Here is a 14771-nt window from a genome sequence, read left to right as displayed (position 1 = left end):
CCTATCGCTGGACTCTGGCATTACCGCCACGGGCAAGACGCTCAACTTCATCCTGTGTGACCATGGAAGTGTCTCCTGGAGTTGTCATTGCAAGAGCTCCGTGTGCCGCACCTAATTCTAGGGCCTCCTGCAATGACCGCCCCTCAAGCAGACCAAAGATCAACCCTGAAGCAAAACTATCTCCACCACCAACGCGATCAAGGATCTCGAGACCATACCTTTCTATCGACGAGAGCAACCCCGTCGGCTTGGACCACGCAATAGCGGACCAATCATTATTAGACGCAGAGTTCACACCACGTAAAGTTGTGGCAACCACTTCAAAGTTTGGATACGCCTCAGTCACCTCTTGCACCATTCGAGCAAAGTCCGAATTATCTAGATCTTGATAATTCGAATCAACGCCTGAGACTTGGAAACCCAAGGCCTCTATGAAGTCTTCTTCGTTGCCAATCATGACATCGACGTATTTGGCCAGACGTCTATTCGTCAATTGGGCCTTCTCTTTTCCTCCAATACCTTTCCAGAGGCTGGCGCGGTAGTTCAAGTCATAGGAAATAATCGTCCCGTGCCTCCTCGCAGCGATCATGGCCTCCTCGATCACATCGGGGGTAGTTTCAGAAAGTGCGGCAAAAATACCGCCAGTGTGAAACCAACGGGCGCCGAGTTCTCCGAAAATATGCTCCCAGTCAACGTCGCCAGCCTTGAGTTGGGAAACAGCGGTCAAGCCACGATCGGAAACTCCTAGAGCGCCGCGAACACCAAATCCGCGCTCGGTGAAATTGAGCCCGTTCCTCGAGCTTCGACCTATCCCATCAAAGGATTCCCATCGTAATAGAGAGGTATCGACGCCACCTTGCAAAATGAGATCCTCAAGTAACCTGCCCACTTCGTTATCCACGAAGGCGCTCACTATTGCGGTTTTTAGTCCGAAGCATTTGCGCAGGCCGCGTGCGACATTGTATTCACCACCGCCTTCCCAGACTTTGAACTCTCGCGCAGTTCGAATCCGCATTTCGCCTGGATCCAGACGGAGCATGACTTCGCCCAAGGAAACTTCATCAAAGAGGCAACTAGATCTGGTTCGTAATTGCATCATTTTCTCTCTCTACTTGGGTTCGACTGCGAACTGTTTGATCGCAATCGTTGCGAGCCTCGATATTTCATCGAAGTTGTTAGCCTCGATAAGGCTCGGGGAGACCATCCAACTACCACCAATGGCTAAAACATTCTTCTGGTCAAGATAGCTTCCAGCGTTATCCGAATTTATTCCGCCCGTTGGAATAAAGGACATCTCTGGAAACGGGGCCGACATCGCCTTCAAGGCCGGCACCCCTCCTAGAGTTTCACTGGGGAAAAACTTCAATGTGCTCAAACCACAATCTATGCCCAACATAATCTCACTTGCAGTCGCCACACCTGGAATATAAATAAGACCCAACTCCTGCGCTGCCATCACTAAATTGCTTCGGATACCGGGTGAAACTGCAAATTTTGCGCCTAGTGAATGAGCCTTCTCTAATTGGTTGACGTTAGTGACAGATCCGACCCCCACAAGAAGCTCGGGATCTTGTGCCAAGATCTCAAGAGCGTCCATAGCCGACTTCGTTCGTAAAGTAATTTCGAGAACATTCATGCCAGCATCCTTAAGGGCGCCGGCCAGAGGTTGAGCATCTTCCACGCGATTCAAGGTGATAACTGGAATGATTCGATTGCACACTATATCCGCTATAACAAGACTTCCCAAGGCTGGCTCCTCTTCCTAGAAGTTAGTTCGGGACTACGGTCCGAATAAAAGGGTCTTAGTTTTTCAATCTTTTACTAACCGTTCCAATTATATGTGTCTCCAACGCAGAATCAATCGCTTCAGCGTCACCGGCAAGCAATATATCAAGGAGACCTTGATGATGGGCTGCTTGTTTTGAAATACCAGGAGTTGGACCTAAGCGATAGAACTGTAGACGAACTCTCGAAAGCACACTCTCCCATAGTTGCAACGTTTGATCGCTGGCCGCAACTTCCATTGTTATGTAATGAAACTTAATATCAGCTTCATTCACCATCTGTTTATTCTTGAGTTTTGCGCCTTGTCTCATTATTTCGATTTGAGTTTTAAGAGCCTCCACCACCTGAGGTGTAAACTTTTCCGTCGCATCTCTCAATGCAAATTTTTCTAGGACTAAGCGGATTGGCAAAAGCATTTCTAAAAATTCCCGATTAGAAATTTCCGTCACAAAGACTCCGCGATTTTGGAAATGCGCCACCAATCCTTCACTTTCTAAATCGCGCAATGCCTCCCTCACCGGTCCTGGACTACAGCGGAATTTTCTACTGACCTCATCTTGCTTGAGCTGCGTTCCAGATTTCAAAACGCCCGAAATTATCGTTTCGCGCAACACTTGAGCCACATGGTTTCTTTGCGAAGGTATTTGTGGGCTACTCCTGGACAAATCTAAGTTGGTGTCATCGTCAAAAAAATTTGTCGTCACTTCCAGAATCAACTACCTTTCGAAACATCTACTCAGGTGATAAGTCAACTAACTTAATTATTGTAATGTCTTAGTCAAGAAAACCGCGGACGCCACTGTATCTCTCTACTTTCTCAGGATCTAGACTAAATCCAATGCCTGGATGCGTTGGGATTTCCAATAATCCGTCCTCATCCAACCTCCATGGCATCTCAGACAGATCGTCCACATAAGCCGAGCCCGTGCAATATTCCACTTTATCTGCACTCAGAATTGCTGACGCAAGTTGTAGATCAACGGCCAAACCAATGGCTGTGTTCCAGCCATGAGGAATAACTCGCACACCAAATTCATCCGCCGTATGTGCAATTCTCCGGAATTCGCTGATCCCACCCACTTTAGTCACATCTGGTTGAATAATATCGAAAGCACCGGAAACTAGAAATGGAGTAAAACTCTGTCGACGAGTCAATACTTCGCCCCCTGAGATTGGAACTGATGATTGAATTCGCAATTGCCTAAAGTCCTGGAGGTCGTCCGGACGCAGAGCTTCTTCAAACCAGTCAACGGCGTACTCATTTAACATTTTTGAGGTATTAATCGCCCAATTTAGGTTCCCGCGCCAATATGCGTCACTGCCTCCGGCATCGACTGCTAGGAAGCATTCGTCGCCAATTGCCTCCCTGGCTGTCTTCACAAGTAACTCATCATTAGAGGAATCAATTCGCCCAAATGTTCCCCAGCCGATCTTGAAGGCTCGAAACCCTTGACTCCGCAAACCGAGCAACTTTTCGGTCATGCTCTTAGGTTCTTCCATTAAGAGTGATGCATAAGGCATGACTTTTTCGCGCACACGTCCGCCTAATAAACGACCAATAGGCTGACCTGTTATTTTTCCAAATAGATCCCATAATGCTGTATCTATTCCGCTAATGGTATGAGTTATCGCGCCACCGCGCCCTAGCCAGAAAGTATTTTGATGAAGTTTCTCGCTCACTCTCTCCGGTTCGAGGGCAGTTTCGCCGATGAGGAGCGGCTGGAGAACTTCTAGCGAACTTCGAACGAGTGAATCGCTCGTAAAGATACTGCCAACGCCAACGACTCCTCCCTCAGTTTTAATGGCAAGCAAAGTGTGAACAACGTTCTCCGGTTCAAGTTCGGCGCTCCATCCACCCTTAGGCGTGGCTCCACGTAGCCCAGCAATCTCAACTTGGACGATTTTCACAAGTCGTACTCCAACCTAAGAAGACGGTATTTGAATCCTTCGAGAATCCCTTGACAGATTATAGATAATCTGTCAGCGTTTAGCAACTCCCGCGGTTTCGATGACACCCCTCAGGGAAGAAAGGCGAAACTTCCCGTCATCGTGCTTTGGGTCACTTCTTCATCAACAGAGAGAGGATCAGATGTTCTCCAAAAGATTAAGTTCAAAGAAATCAAAGTTTGCGTTAATCGGCTCAACAATCTTGATCGGTGCTTCAATGATTTTTAATGGCGTTGGTCCTGCTACTTCTGCCACCAGAGCCGACATTGATTATGACTTCTTTACCGCTATGGGATGGACGCCCTTAGCCGGCTCACTTCCCAATCTAGCGTGCCGAGATGGCTCGTATCAGAGAGCTGTCGATTCTGGTATCAAACTGGGTGTCTATAACGCGGCACCTTATATGTACACAGAAAATGGCAAATTAACTGGTATCGACTATGACATCAACATTGCCGTTCTTAAATATATTGGCATCAAAAAAATTACGAATGTGATGTTGCAATGGCCTGCAATGATTCCTGCGCTCCTCTCTAAAAGAATTGACGTAATCGCGGGCGATATCCATGAAAATCCTGGCAGGCTAAAAAGCATCGCGTTCACGACACCAGCCTGGTGGTATGGCACAACTCTCGGAGTGACCAAAGATAACCCTAAGAATATTAAGACCTGGGCTGATCTGCAAAAGAGTGGCGTAAGGGTCGGAGCTATTAATGGATCCTATACGGCTGAATTCTTAGCCAAACTGACTCCAAAAGTTGCTTTAACTGTTTTCGAAAGCTCTGAAACAGAGTTCCAAGGATTGGTGTCAGAAAAAGTCGATGTTCTAGTAGAGGATGGTCCAAAAATTGGCGCCTACAACGTTGCTAATCCCAAGAATGCGATAAAGGTTCTCAGCAAGGGGACAAATCCTCCAGCGGAGTTCCAAGATGGAGATGCAAAGTTTGCGATGCGCCCTGCAGATTGCACCTTGATTGGTGCGTATTCGCGTGCGCTAGCGGAACTGCGTGACCATGGCATCGTCACCGCGATCCTTTCAAAATATGGGCTGGGCGACGGCGACAACCTATTTATGCCTGCTTACAAACCGTAAATCGAGAAATAATGAGTGTGGCAAGTCTTTTCACAGGCTTGCCACACGCATTATTTGTGTTCGGGAAGGAATTTGGTGCTCTTTAATATTGAAAATGCGCGAGCCGCCTTAGGTGGTTTATCCATCGGGCTTTTAATGACGATCTTTTTAACTATCATCTGTGGCGCGACAAGTTTAGTATTTGGAGTGATCGTCGCCCTCTCGAGAATGTCGAAGCGTCGAGTCTTACGTTTCTTTGTAGGAGCGTATGTGACTGTGATCCGATCCACCCCCCTCTTGGTTCAATTGATTTTTATCTACTACGCTCTGCCGTTTGTAGGTATTCGACTTTCTCCGTTAGCCGCGGCCTATATTGGGCTCTCGTTAAATGTGAGTGCATATCTCTCTGAGGTTTACCGAGGAGGAATTGAAGCCGTGCCAAAGGGCCAGCGCGATGCGGCTGCGGCCATAGGCATGAAGCCGTCGGTTGCAATGGCGCGTGTGATATTTCCGCAAGCTTTTAGAACCCTTATACCCAGCCTAGGTAACTATGTAGTTTCCCTGTTCAAGGACACCTCCCTCGCTTCAGTTCTGACCATTCAAGAGTTGATGTTTAAAGGACAGATAATTGCAGCTGGCACCTATGACTATATGACTATCTACACCATGGTTTTTATACTGTACTTTCTTGTTGGATATCCGGCAATCCTGCTTGTGACCTACTTGGAGAAACGAATGAAGAACGGGTACACACGGAAGAAGCCAACTAATAAAATTACCTCTCAGAAGGTGGCATCGTGACAACTCCAATGATTGAGGTCCAGAATCTCTCCAAAAGTTTTGGAGACAATTTAGTTTTGGATTCCTTTTCAATGACTGTTAAGCAGGGAGAAGTCATTGGAATTATTGGCCCATCTGGAAGTGGCAAATCAACTCTTCTGCGTTGTATAAATTACTTAGAAATACCTGACCATGGATCAATAACGATTAATGGAGAGCAAGTTTCTGTTGATGACAGAGATTCGTCAAAGATTTCCACCACAAAGATCGCACATCTGCGAACGCAAGTCGGAATGGTCTTCCAACAATTCAATTTGTTCCCCCATATGACTGCACGACAAAATATTGTGGCTGGCCCAAAATTCGTGCTAAAAGAGAAACCGGAGATCTACGAAGAAAAGGCTATCCGGCTCCTCCAACAAGTAGGACTATCAGAGAAAGCTGACCAATACCCTGAAGAACTGTCTGGTGGGCAGCAACAGCGTGTGGCAATTGCTAGAGCCCTAGCAATGAATCCAAAGGTGATGCTCTTTGATGAAGCAACTAGCGCGCTTGACCCAGAGATTGTCGGAGAGGTACTCGCCGTTATGCGAAACCTCGCTATTGCAGGCATGACAATGCTCGTCGTCACCCATGAAATGGGTTTCGTGAGACAAGCTGCCGATCGAGTAATTTTTATGGATTATGGGAAAATTATCGAACAAGGCGAACCTAATGCACTTTTTGATGCACCTAAGCAGCAAAGAACTCGGGATTTCCTTTCCTCAATCCTCTCTCATACAGAATGAGTGGCAAAATTAGTTTCTTGGTAATTTTAGAAAACTTCGACTCACAATGGAAATGATAGATGTTAAGAGACGCGTCTTAAGACTTGCCCTGGTCGTTTGCCCGTATGAATGCCATTATCAACGACAACCACGCCATTCACGACCACAAGGCGGATTCCCTCGGGATAGACACGCGGCTCTTCAATAGTTGATCTACTCCTCACATTTGCAGCATCAAAAATAACTAGATCTGCAAAATTCCCTTTTCGTATTTCCCCGCGATTAGCCAGTCCGAATCTGGCAGCAGGTTTAGCCGTCATCTTATGGATCGCATTTTCAAGCGTTAGTGTTTTCATATCACGGACATGATGTGCAAGATACTCAATATGACCACAGTATGGATGCTGACTTACTGTTACCTCGCTCAGTGGGCCATGGTCAACACTCGTGTACCCATCGACCCCCAGACTGAATTCCGGGTGAGAGGTCATCTCCGCTAAATGTTCCTCCGTAAAGAGTTCACCTACCAGAATTAACTCATCCATGGCGGGTCCTGCCGCCATCAAGATATCGAAGTAACATTCCCATTCATCTTTCTTCATGATTTTTGCTATGTCAGGGAACGCCAAACCACCTAACTCCGGAAAACTGGGGCTACTGGACAATCGCACGCGATCCCACTGACCCTTATGAATAAAACGCCAGTAACGATCACACTCACCACGGAGTCGATCCCGAACCAAATTATTTTTTAATGCTCGAGCGACCTCCTCATAACCATCATTAACTAGCCACTCCGGCAAAATCGCGGTCATTACACCGATGCCGGTTCGGAACGGGGTCGTGTCTGCTTCAACATCCATTCCTTCGGCTCTTGCTTTCATCATCATTCCAACTGCACGATTCCAAGCATCCTTAGGCGCATTCGTATCATGTCGTACATTAAAATGCGATATTTGCGCTGCAACATTGCCTATTTTGGCAAGGTCGAGAAATTCTTGTATAGATTCGAATATTGCTGAATCACGATTCCGCACATGGCTGGTGTAGATCCCATTATGACGTCCAACTTCCTTTACCAAATACTCGAGTTCGTTCGTCTTGCAAAAAAGTCCGGGGGTAAACTCCAATCCGGTTGAGAGACCCAGTGCACCCGACTCCATAGCTTCTGCAATAAATCCCGCCATTCTCTTTAGGTGAGTATCGGTGACCGGCTCGTCTCCTATCAATCCTGCTGCAGCTCGGACAGAATTATGTCCGACAAAACAGGCGACGTTCGCAGTAATACCACCAGTCTCGAGGCTTACTAAATATTCTCCAAATGTACGCCAATCAACATCACCGGTATAAGCATAGGCTCGCATCCTGGCGACCGTGGAGGACACGGATTGATCCGTCACCGGAGCATTCGAAAATCCACAATTGCCAACAACTTCGGTCGTGACACCTTGACGAATTGTGCTATGGGAATCGCGATTTGTATGGAGTGTGAAATCTGAATGGCTATGCGGGTCAACAAAACCAGGTGAAACAATTAATCCTTCCGCATCAATCTCTCGATCTGCGGCCGACACCCTGCCAATCTCGATGATCTTCCCGTCAACTACCCCAAGATCTGCTCGAAACCGCTCTCTTGTTGTCCCATCGATGATCCAACCATTGCGAATGGCAAGATCAATCATGCATGAAACTTTAACATAATCACACCCAGAAATCGGGTTACGACTTGAGGTGGCAGGTCAAACATCTGACTTAAATATCTAAAGTAACCTTATGTATATCTAATGGAATAAGCGCAACCTCATTGGTCAAAGTTCCAACTTCGTCAACGGAAATAGATACGATATCCCCCACTTCAAGAGAAACATCCAGTGGCGGAACAATTCCGGTACCTGTAGAAAGAATTACCCCATCAGGAAATACCTGGCACCTGAACAGATAGGAAACGAGATCGTCAAAACTGCGGTGCAGAGCGGCTAAAGAAGTCTGTGCCAGCCAAACTACATCCGCTCCTCGTTGAATATTGGCAGAGATCCCAATTCCTTTTGGTTCGCTAATATCCCAGAAAGGTTTAATGGTGGGCCCTAGTGAAGTTGACCCCACGTAAATCTTTGCTTGTGATAAATAGAGTGGGTTCTCACCCTCAATAGTTCTGGCAGTCATATCATTACAAATGGTCAATCCAATAACTTCCTGGAAACGATTAATAACGATCGCCACTTCAGGTTCGGGTACAGATGAACCCGAATCAGCACGGATTCCAATATCTGCTCCGTCGCCAACAGTTCTCCGCGCATTACCTTTATAAAATAATTCTGGGCGATCGGCTTCATAGACGCGTTGATAAACATCAGGAACACCACTTTCTTCTTTGCGCGCATCACGCGAGCGCAGGTATGTAACCCCCGCACCCCAAATTTCAGTCTCCGTTGCCATTGGCGCTTGCAATATCCCGTTTACTTCTACTCCAAGCGTGCCGTTCACAAAACCACGTAGTTCAGATAAACGAAGGTGTAACGCATCAGTAAGGGTGTTCAGTCCTGGTATTGCGAAATAACGCCCACCCTCCGCTGCAACTAACTGATAGGGATTTTCCAGCGTGCAAACGACAGCCAATGACTTACTCATACCTCATCCTAACTCTGGCAACCCCTGGCTCCTATCACTAATGTGACTGGACTCGTCGACATGGACCTCGCCGAGCACCCGGAGTGACCCTTGAAGAACTCGACAGAGAACAGAGTCGGACTTTACTGTCGAGCAACTCTAAAACTAAAGGTTTAACGCTTGAGGATTAAGGCGTCTCCCTGACCCCCGCCGCCGCAAAGTGCCGCAACTGCGTAACCGCTGCCCTTGTTACGGAGCTGATAAGCCAGATGCAAGACTAGCCGTGCCCCGGACATCCCAAGGGGGTGTCCGACTGCAATGGCTCCGCCATGGACATTTACCGAATCCGATGTGAATCCCAAGGCATTCGATGAAACAATCCCGACTGCCGCGAAGGCTTCATTTATCTCGACAAAATCAAATTGATCTAGGCCGATTCCCTCTTTTTTCGCAGCCAACTTGATCGCATTTGCAGGTTGCTCATGCAGGGACGCATCTGGTCCGGCAACCATGCCTTGCGCCCCGATTTCACAGAGCCAACTAAGGCCCAGTTCGATGGCTCTTTCTTTCAACATCACGACCACCGCCGCAGCACCATCTGAAATCTGGGATGAGGATCCGGCAGTGATGGTGCCAGTTGGCGAGAAAACCGGCTTGAGTTTTGACAATTCTTCTAATGAAGTCTCCCCGCGGATGCCCTCATCCATGGCGAAGCGCGTTACATTTCCTTTGCGATCCTTGAGTTCTACCGGAACGATTTCCGCTTCGAATACGCCACTAGATTGCGCCTTTGCCGCACGCTGTTGAGACTGAAATGCAAACTCATCCTGAACTTCCCGAGTCATCGAAAACTTCGGGTTGTATTTCTCCGTACTTTCGCCCATTCCAATTTGCTCCACACTGCAAAAAAGACCATCAAAGATCATTGAATCCTTTAAGGTGGCGTCGCCAAGTTTGAAACCAACTCGAGAATTCATCAGTATGTGTGGCGCATTTGTCATTGACTCCATGCCACCCGCAACAATCACTTCGTACTCGCCCGCTCGAATAAGTTGATCTGCTAAAGCGATCGCATTCAGCCCTGAGAGGCAAACCTTATTCACGACGACAGAGGGAACATCCATTGGCAAACCACCTTTAATGGCGGCTTGTCTTGCCGGCCCTTGTCCGACACCAGCTTGAAGGACCTGGCCCATGACGACATATTGAACTTGATCTGGGGAGATACCTGCACGTTCAACTGCCGACTTGATTGCGATCCCGCCCAAGTCAGTCGAACTCAAACCACTTAAACTTCCATTCAATCGCCCAATAGGAGTACGTGCACCCGCCACAATCACTGAAGTCCTCATACGGCTTACCCTAGTGAAAAATTAATCTCGCACCACTGGCGCTGGCAATTGGTTGCAACCAGTGGCAAACGATTTAAGAGCGGATCCGATTCTTAAGCTAAAATCACGCTCAATCTTTGGTGGCGGGTCAAGGATTCGAACCTTGGAAGGCGTAGCCGGCGGATTTACAGTCCGCTCCCATTGGCCGCTCGGGCAACCCGCCAAGGTTGTACAAAGTGCGGCAATTATGGAACTTGTGAGGTGAAAGGATACCGTAGGCAAGTAGGCGCGAATACCGCTTTTTTGGGTCGCGCAGGGAAGGATCTCACATGGCAGCAGATAGCAGTTTTGACGTTGTTTCCAAGATCGATCGGATGGAACTCGACAACGCCGTTAATCAGGCAATTCGCGAGATTGACACCCGGTTCGACTTCAAAAATACCGGAGCCAAGATCGAGCTAGAAGGTGAGAAGATATCTATTGAGGCAGGCACTGAGGAGCGAGCAAACGCCACTCTGGATGTCTTAAAGGACAAGCTGGTCAAGCGCGGGGTCTCTCTCAAGCACATTGACCCAGGCAAACCGGCATTGAGTGGCAAGATTTACAAATTGGCCTGCCCTCTCAAAGAGGGCATTACAACCGAGAATGCCAAGAAAGTTGCCAAGTTCCTTCGGGACGAGGGTCCAAAGAGCATTAAGACTCAGATTCAAGGCGATGAGTTACGTGTCACAAGTAAAAGTAGGGATGACTTGCAGACCGCAATCACGATGATCAAAGAAGCCAAGTGGGAGTTCGCCGTCCAATTTACGAATTACCGGTGAGTCTGAATTAAGAATTCTGACAACCACCGAACAGGACTGATTTACGGAATCAGCGCATACACACTCTGGGGACTACTACCGCTCTATTGGAAGTACTTAGAAGAGGCGAGCGCCTTTGAAATTCTGGCAAGCCGCAGCGTGTGGTCCCTTCTGTTCTGCATCATCTTGCTCGCACTCAGGAAACAACTCAAAGCCACTCTGGCGATATTTCGTGATCGCCGCACCTTTGCACTTTTGTCACTGACTTCTCTATTCCTCACCATCAACTGGGGCGTTTACATTTGGTCCGTCACCGTCAACCGAATCGTCGAAGCGTCATTGGGATATTTCATTACCCCATTAGTCAGTGTGGCATTTGGCATCCTGGGATTTCGCGAACGCCTCCGCCCATTGCAGTGGGTAGCAGTGGGATTGGCTGGCGTCGGAGTTGTGACTCTGACAGTTCAATACGGAGCCATTCCTTTCATCGCCCTTGCCTTGGCCATCTCCTGGAGTTCCTACAGTCTCTTCAAAAAATCATTGAAAGTAGGGGCTTTAGAGGGGCTTTCCATAGAGACAACGGTGGCCCTTATTCCCAATCTCTTCTACTTGATTTGGTTAGGCGAACACTCACGCGGTCACTTCGGAACCAGTATTGGCATTTCGTTGCTGCTCGCAGGAGCAGGAATCATCACCGTCGTACCACTTCTACTATTTAACGGCGCCACTACGCGTTTGCCACTCTCCACGACCGGGCTACTGCAGTACCTCACGCCCGGCATCATGTTCCTCATAGGTATATTCGTCAATCATGAATCAATGCCCCTTGCGCGCGCGTTCGGATTCGGACTTATCTGGCTGGCTCTGGCATTTCTTGGCACGGACCTAGTGAGATCCACTCGAAACACCACTGAATCAGATTAAGAACTACTCGATCCAGCTGCACTATTCAGCACGGTTGCACGTCCCGACTCAAGCCGAGCAACAGGAACACGGAAGGGTGAACAGGAAACATAATCCAGACCCAGTTCGTGGAAAAAATGGATACTGCGTGGATCGCCACCATGCTCGCCGCAAATGCCGAGTTTGAAATCAGAACGGACAGTGCGTGCAAGTTCTGTCGCCTTTCGTACCAAGATGCCAACTCCGGCCTGATCCAGAGACTCAAATGGGCTAAAGGGAAGGAGTTCGAGATCCAAATATCTCGGCAAGAACGTAGACTCCACATCATCGCGACTAAATCCCCACGTTAACTGCGTGAGATCATTTGTGCCGAAGGAGAAAAAGTCTGCATAGTTGGCTAGGCGATCAGCTGTAATAGCCGCTCTCGGAGTTTCAATCATCGTCCCGATTGGAATGTCGAGATTTTGACCGGTACCTATAAATGTCTTCTTAATTTCTGCTTCTAAAGTTTCCCGTAAGTAGAGCAACTCGCGCTGCGTGGATACCAACGGAATCATCACCTCTGGCTGCGGATTGTGACCGAGTCGGCGAACCTCAAGGTAGGCGTGAACCAGGGCTCGAACCTGCATCTTGTAGAGATCTGGAATCAAAATACCCAGACGCACGCCGCGCAAGCCCAGCATTGGATTGGACTCGTGTAGGCGCTTTACTGCGGCAAAAATAGCCTGATCACGGGCTGGAATATCCTCTCCCAACGCCTCGGCGCGAGCCATATGCGCAGATAATTCCGCCAGGGGCGGAAGAAATTCATGCAGCGGCGGATCCAGCAGACGGATCGTCACCGGCAACCCTGACATCGCCATCATGATGCCCACGAAGTCAGCTCTCTGTAGCGGCTCCATCTCTGCAATTACTCCACGTTGGACATCTTCGTTCTCGGCAAGAACCAACCGCTCGACATACATTCGGCGCGTTCCAAGGAACATGTGCTCGGTGCGGCAAAGACCCACTCCTTCGGCGCCCAGAATTCGCGCACGGATAGCATCCTCCGGCGTGTCCGCATTTGTGCGCACGTGCAATATTCGAATTTCATCGGCATAAGAAAGAATCCTGTCGACCGCTTTCACGACAGCAGATGCTTCGTCACTAGAGGCAGCGAGACGGCCTTCCAAATACGAAGTCACAGGTGATGCGATGACTGGAACAATTCCCTGATACACCTTGCCTGTAGTGCCATCGATGGAGATTGTCTCCCCTTCGTAAACGGTCAAACTTCCCACCGTGAATAAGGAGGCGCGCTCGTCAACAGAAATGCTCTCCGTACCGCACACTGCAGTCTTTCCCATTCCACGGGCAACAACTGCCGCGTGCGAGGTTTTGCCGCCCCGGCTAGTCAAAATGCCTTCCGATGCAACCATTCCTACCAGGTCATCAGGACTGGTTTCGCGGCGAACCAGAATTACTTTCTTTCCGCTCCGGGCTAAGTCAAAAGCCCGTCGTGAGTCGAAGACCACTTCTCCCACTGCGGCACCCGGAGATGCGGGAATTCCACGCGCGATTTCCCTGACGGAGGCTGAAAGATCAAATTGCGGGAACATCAATTGTGCGAGTTGATCCCCTGATGTGCGAACCAACGCCTCATCCATTGAAATCTTCCCTTCGTCCACCAATTGCGTGGCGATTCGGAAGGCGGCTTCTGCGGTTCGCTTACCCACGCGGGTTTGGAGAATCCAGAGTTTTCCTTTTTCGACGGTGAATTCAATATCACAGAGATCCCGATAGTGATCCTCGAGGAGTTTCATGACGCGCTCTAATTCGGTCGCGACGACAGGTGAGCTCTCAGCAAATTCTGCAAGTGACATAGTATTTCTAATACCAGCTACGACATCTTCACCTTGAGCTCGCTCCAGGTAATCGCCATAACTTCCAGTTGCGCCGGTTGCGGGATCGCGAGTGAAGGCAACACCCGTTCCGGAATCATCGCTCAGGTTTCCAAAGACCATACTTTGAATGTTTACCGCGGTTCCTAAATCCGATGGAATTCGCTCTCTTTGACGATAAACCTGCGCGCGGTCTGAATTCCAAGATCGGAACACGGCCTCAACGGATCGGATGAGATGAACATGTGGATCAATCGGGAAAGACTCCCCCGTGACTGCCTCAATTTCCTTAATGTATGAGTCGGCAAGCATTTGCAATCCGGCAACATCAAGTTCTTGAATACTATGTGCATTCGATGCTGCAAGTACGCGCGCTTCCACTCTATGGAACTCAGATAGAGCAACTCCGCAAACAGTACGGCCGTACATGTCAATAAATCGTCGGTATGAATCCCATGCAAATCTTGGATTACCAGTCTGGTCGGCCATGCTCTGGGCAACATCCGTAGTCATGCCCACATTGAGCACTGTCTCCATCATGCCCGGCATAGAGAACTTCGCACCCGAACGAACAGAGACTAAAAGTGGTTTGTCAGGATTTCCAAATTCTTTACCCAAACTTTTCTCAAGTAGTTCGAGCGAAGTGGAAATCTCTCCCGGAAGTCCAGCAGGCATTTGACCAGATGTAAGAAACTCACGACATGCCTGGGTCGTAATCGTAAATCCTGGAGGAACTGGCAACCCAATGCGCACCATCTCTGCAAGATTTGCGCCTTTACCGCCCAATAAATCAGATTGAGTTCGGTCACCAAAGGTGAATGGGTGAATTAGTTGCGCTGTCATAGCGATCCATTCCTTTAGGCAGATACTGCAATTATCCTATCGGAGGAAAAGTCACT

Annotated in this window: 13 protein-coding genes and 1 tRNA gene; 5 read left to right on the top strand and 9 right to left on the bottom strand. The window is 48.6% G+C overall.

Going from position 1 to position 14771, the window contains the following annotated elements; all coding sequences use genetic code 11:
• Position 1: 1 nt before the first annotated feature.
• The 4 genes from VMW30_09860 to VMW30_09845 all read right to left on the bottom strand — a co-directional run bounded on the left by VMW30_09860 (position 2) and on the right by VMW30_09845 (position 3693).
• A complete protein-coding gene (locus tag VMW30_09860) occupies positions 2 to 1099 on the bottom strand; it encodes a sugar kinase (GenBank protein HUW88657.1) in 1098 nt (365 codons plus the stop codon).
• A gap of 9 nt (positions 1100 to 1108) precedes the next feature.
• The gene (gene eda / locus VMW30_09855; protein HUW88656.1) at positions 1109 to 1747 is read right to left on the bottom strand and encodes a bifunctional 4-hydroxy-2-oxoglutarate aldolase/2-dehydro-3-deoxy-phosphogluconate aldolase; all 639 of its coding nucleotides are present in this window, start codon (positions 1745 to 1747) and stop codon (positions 1109 to 1111) included.
• Between the two features lie 55 nt (positions 1748 to 1802).
• Positions 1803 to 2489: a GntR family transcriptional regulator gene (locus VMW30_09850; protein HUW88655.1), complete on the bottom strand. Its 687-nt coding sequence runs from the start codon at positions 2487 to 2489 to the stop codon at positions 1803 to 1805.
• Positions 2490 to 2559: 70 nt separating this feature from the next.
• Positions 2560 to 3693 (bottom strand): mandelate racemase/muconate lactonizing enzyme family protein, encoded by a 1134-nt coding sequence (locus tag VMW30_09845; protein ID HUW88654.1) that lies wholly within the window; start codon positions 3691 to 3693, stop codon positions 2560 to 2562.
• A 181-nt stretch (positions 3694 to 3874) separates the two neighbouring features.
• Here VMW30_09845 and VMW30_09840 point away from each other — a divergent pair, with 181 nt between their 5' ends.
• The 3 genes from VMW30_09840 to VMW30_09830 all read left to right on the top strand — a co-directional run bounded on the left by VMW30_09840 (position 3875) and on the right by VMW30_09830 (position 6372).
• Entirely contained in the window at positions 3875 to 4825 is a 951-nt protein-coding gene (locus VMW30_09840; GenBank protein HUW88653.1) for a transporter substrate-binding domain-containing protein, read from the top strand.
• Positions 4826 to 4900: 75 nt separating this feature from the next.
• Entirely contained in the window at positions 4901 to 5605 is a 705-nt protein-coding gene (locus tag VMW30_09835; GenBank protein HUW88652.1) for an amino acid ABC transporter permease, read from the top strand.
• An 8-nt stretch (positions 5606 to 5613) separates the two neighbouring features.
• The gene (locus VMW30_09830; protein HUW88651.1) at positions 5614 to 6372 is read left to right on the top strand and encodes an amino acid ABC transporter ATP-binding protein; all 759 of its coding nucleotides are present in this window, start codon (positions 5614 to 5616) and stop codon (positions 6370 to 6372) included.
• Positions 6373 to 6434: 62 nt separating this feature from the next.
• On the opposite strand, the gene VMW30_09825 is transcribed toward VMW30_09830, so the two are convergent.
• The 4 genes from VMW30_09825 to VMW30_09810 form a co-directional block, all read right to left on the bottom strand.
• Complete coding sequence (locus tag VMW30_09825; GenBank protein ID HUW88650.1) at positions 6435 to 8033, bottom strand: amidohydrolase family protein; 1599 nt, start codon at positions 8031 to 8033, stop codon at positions 6435 to 6437.
• A 70-nt stretch (positions 8034 to 8103) separates the two neighbouring features.
• Entirely contained in the window at positions 8104 to 8979 is an 876-nt protein-coding gene (locus VMW30_09820) for a fumarylacetoacetate hydrolase family protein (protein HUW88649.1), read from the bottom strand.
• Positions 8980 to 9131: 152 nt separating this feature from the next.
• Positions 9132 to 10310 carry an acetyl-CoA C-acetyltransferase gene (locus tag VMW30_09815; protein HUW88648.1) on the bottom strand — a complete coding sequence of 393 codons (1179 nt, stop codon included), beginning with the start codon at positions 10308 to 10310 and terminating at the stop codon, positions 9132 to 9134.
• Positions 10311 to 10427: 117 nt separating this feature from the next.
• Positions 10428 to 10512, bottom strand: a tRNA-Tyr gene (locus VMW30_09810).
• A 106-nt stretch (positions 10513 to 10618) separates the two neighbouring features.
• On the opposite strand from VMW30_09810, the gene VMW30_09805 reads away from it, so the two are divergent.
• A complete protein-coding gene (locus tag VMW30_09805; GenBank protein HUW88647.1) occupies positions 10619 to 11110 on the top strand; it encodes a YajQ family cyclic di-GMP-binding protein in 492 nt (163 codons plus the stop codon).
• 6 nt (positions 11111 to 11116) lie between these two features.
• Positions 11117 to 12013 (top strand): EamA family transporter RarD, encoded by an 897-nt coding sequence (rarD, locus tag VMW30_09800; protein HUW88646.1) that lies wholly within the window; start codon positions 11117 to 11119, stop codon positions 12011 to 12013.
• On the opposite strand, the gene ppdK is transcribed toward rarD, so the two are convergent.
• On the bottom strand, positions 12010 to 14715 hold the full coding sequence (ppdK, locus tag VMW30_09795; protein ID HUW88645.1) for a pyruvate, phosphate dikinase: 2706 nt from the start codon (positions 14713 to 14715) through the stop codon (positions 12010 to 12012). The genes rarD and ppdK overlap by 4 nt on opposite strands.
• Positions 14716 to 14771: the final 56 nt, after the last annotated feature.

This window comes from Candidatus Paceibacterota bacterium (assembly GCA_035530615.1).
Classification (GTDB): domain Bacteria; phylum Actinomycetota; class Actinomycetes; order Nanopelagicales; family Nanopelagicaceae; genus QYPT01.
Note: the sequence above shows the minus strand (reverse complement) of the source record. Positions and strands in the feature narration are given on the sequence as shown.

Excerpts from the sequence above, each read along its gene's own strand:
- VMW30_09830 (HUW88651.1), top strand. The coding sequence starts at position 5,614 with ATGATTGAGGTCCAGAATCTCTCCAAAAGTTTTGGAGACAATTTAGTT.
- VMW30_09860 (HUW88657.1), bottom strand. The coding sequence starts at position 1,099 with ATGATGCAATTACGAACCAGATCTAGTTGCCTCTTTGATGAAGTTTCC.
- ppdK (HUW88645.1), bottom strand. The coding sequence starts at position 14,715 with ATGACAGCGCAACTAATTCACCCATTCACCTTTGGTGACCGAACTCAA.
- VMW30_09825 (HUW88650.1), bottom strand. The coding sequence starts at position 8,033 with ATGATTGATCTTGCCATTCGCAATGGTTGGATCATCGATGGGACAACA.
- VMW30_09805 (HUW88647.1), top strand. The coding sequence starts at position 10,619 with ATGGCAGCAGATAGCAGTTTTGACGTTGTTTCCAAGATCGATCGGATG.
- VMW30_09820 (HUW88649.1), bottom strand. The coding sequence starts at position 8,979 with ATGAGTAAGTCATTGGCTGTCGTTTGCACGCTGGAAAATCCCTATCAG.
- VMW30_09815 (HUW88648.1), bottom strand. The coding sequence starts at position 10,310 with ATGAGGACTTCAGTGATTGTGGCGGGTGCACGTACTCCTATTGGGCGA.
- VMW30_09840 (HUW88653.1), top strand. The coding sequence starts at position 3,875 with ATGTTCTCCAAAAGATTAAGTTCAAAGAAATCAAAGTTTGCGTTAATC.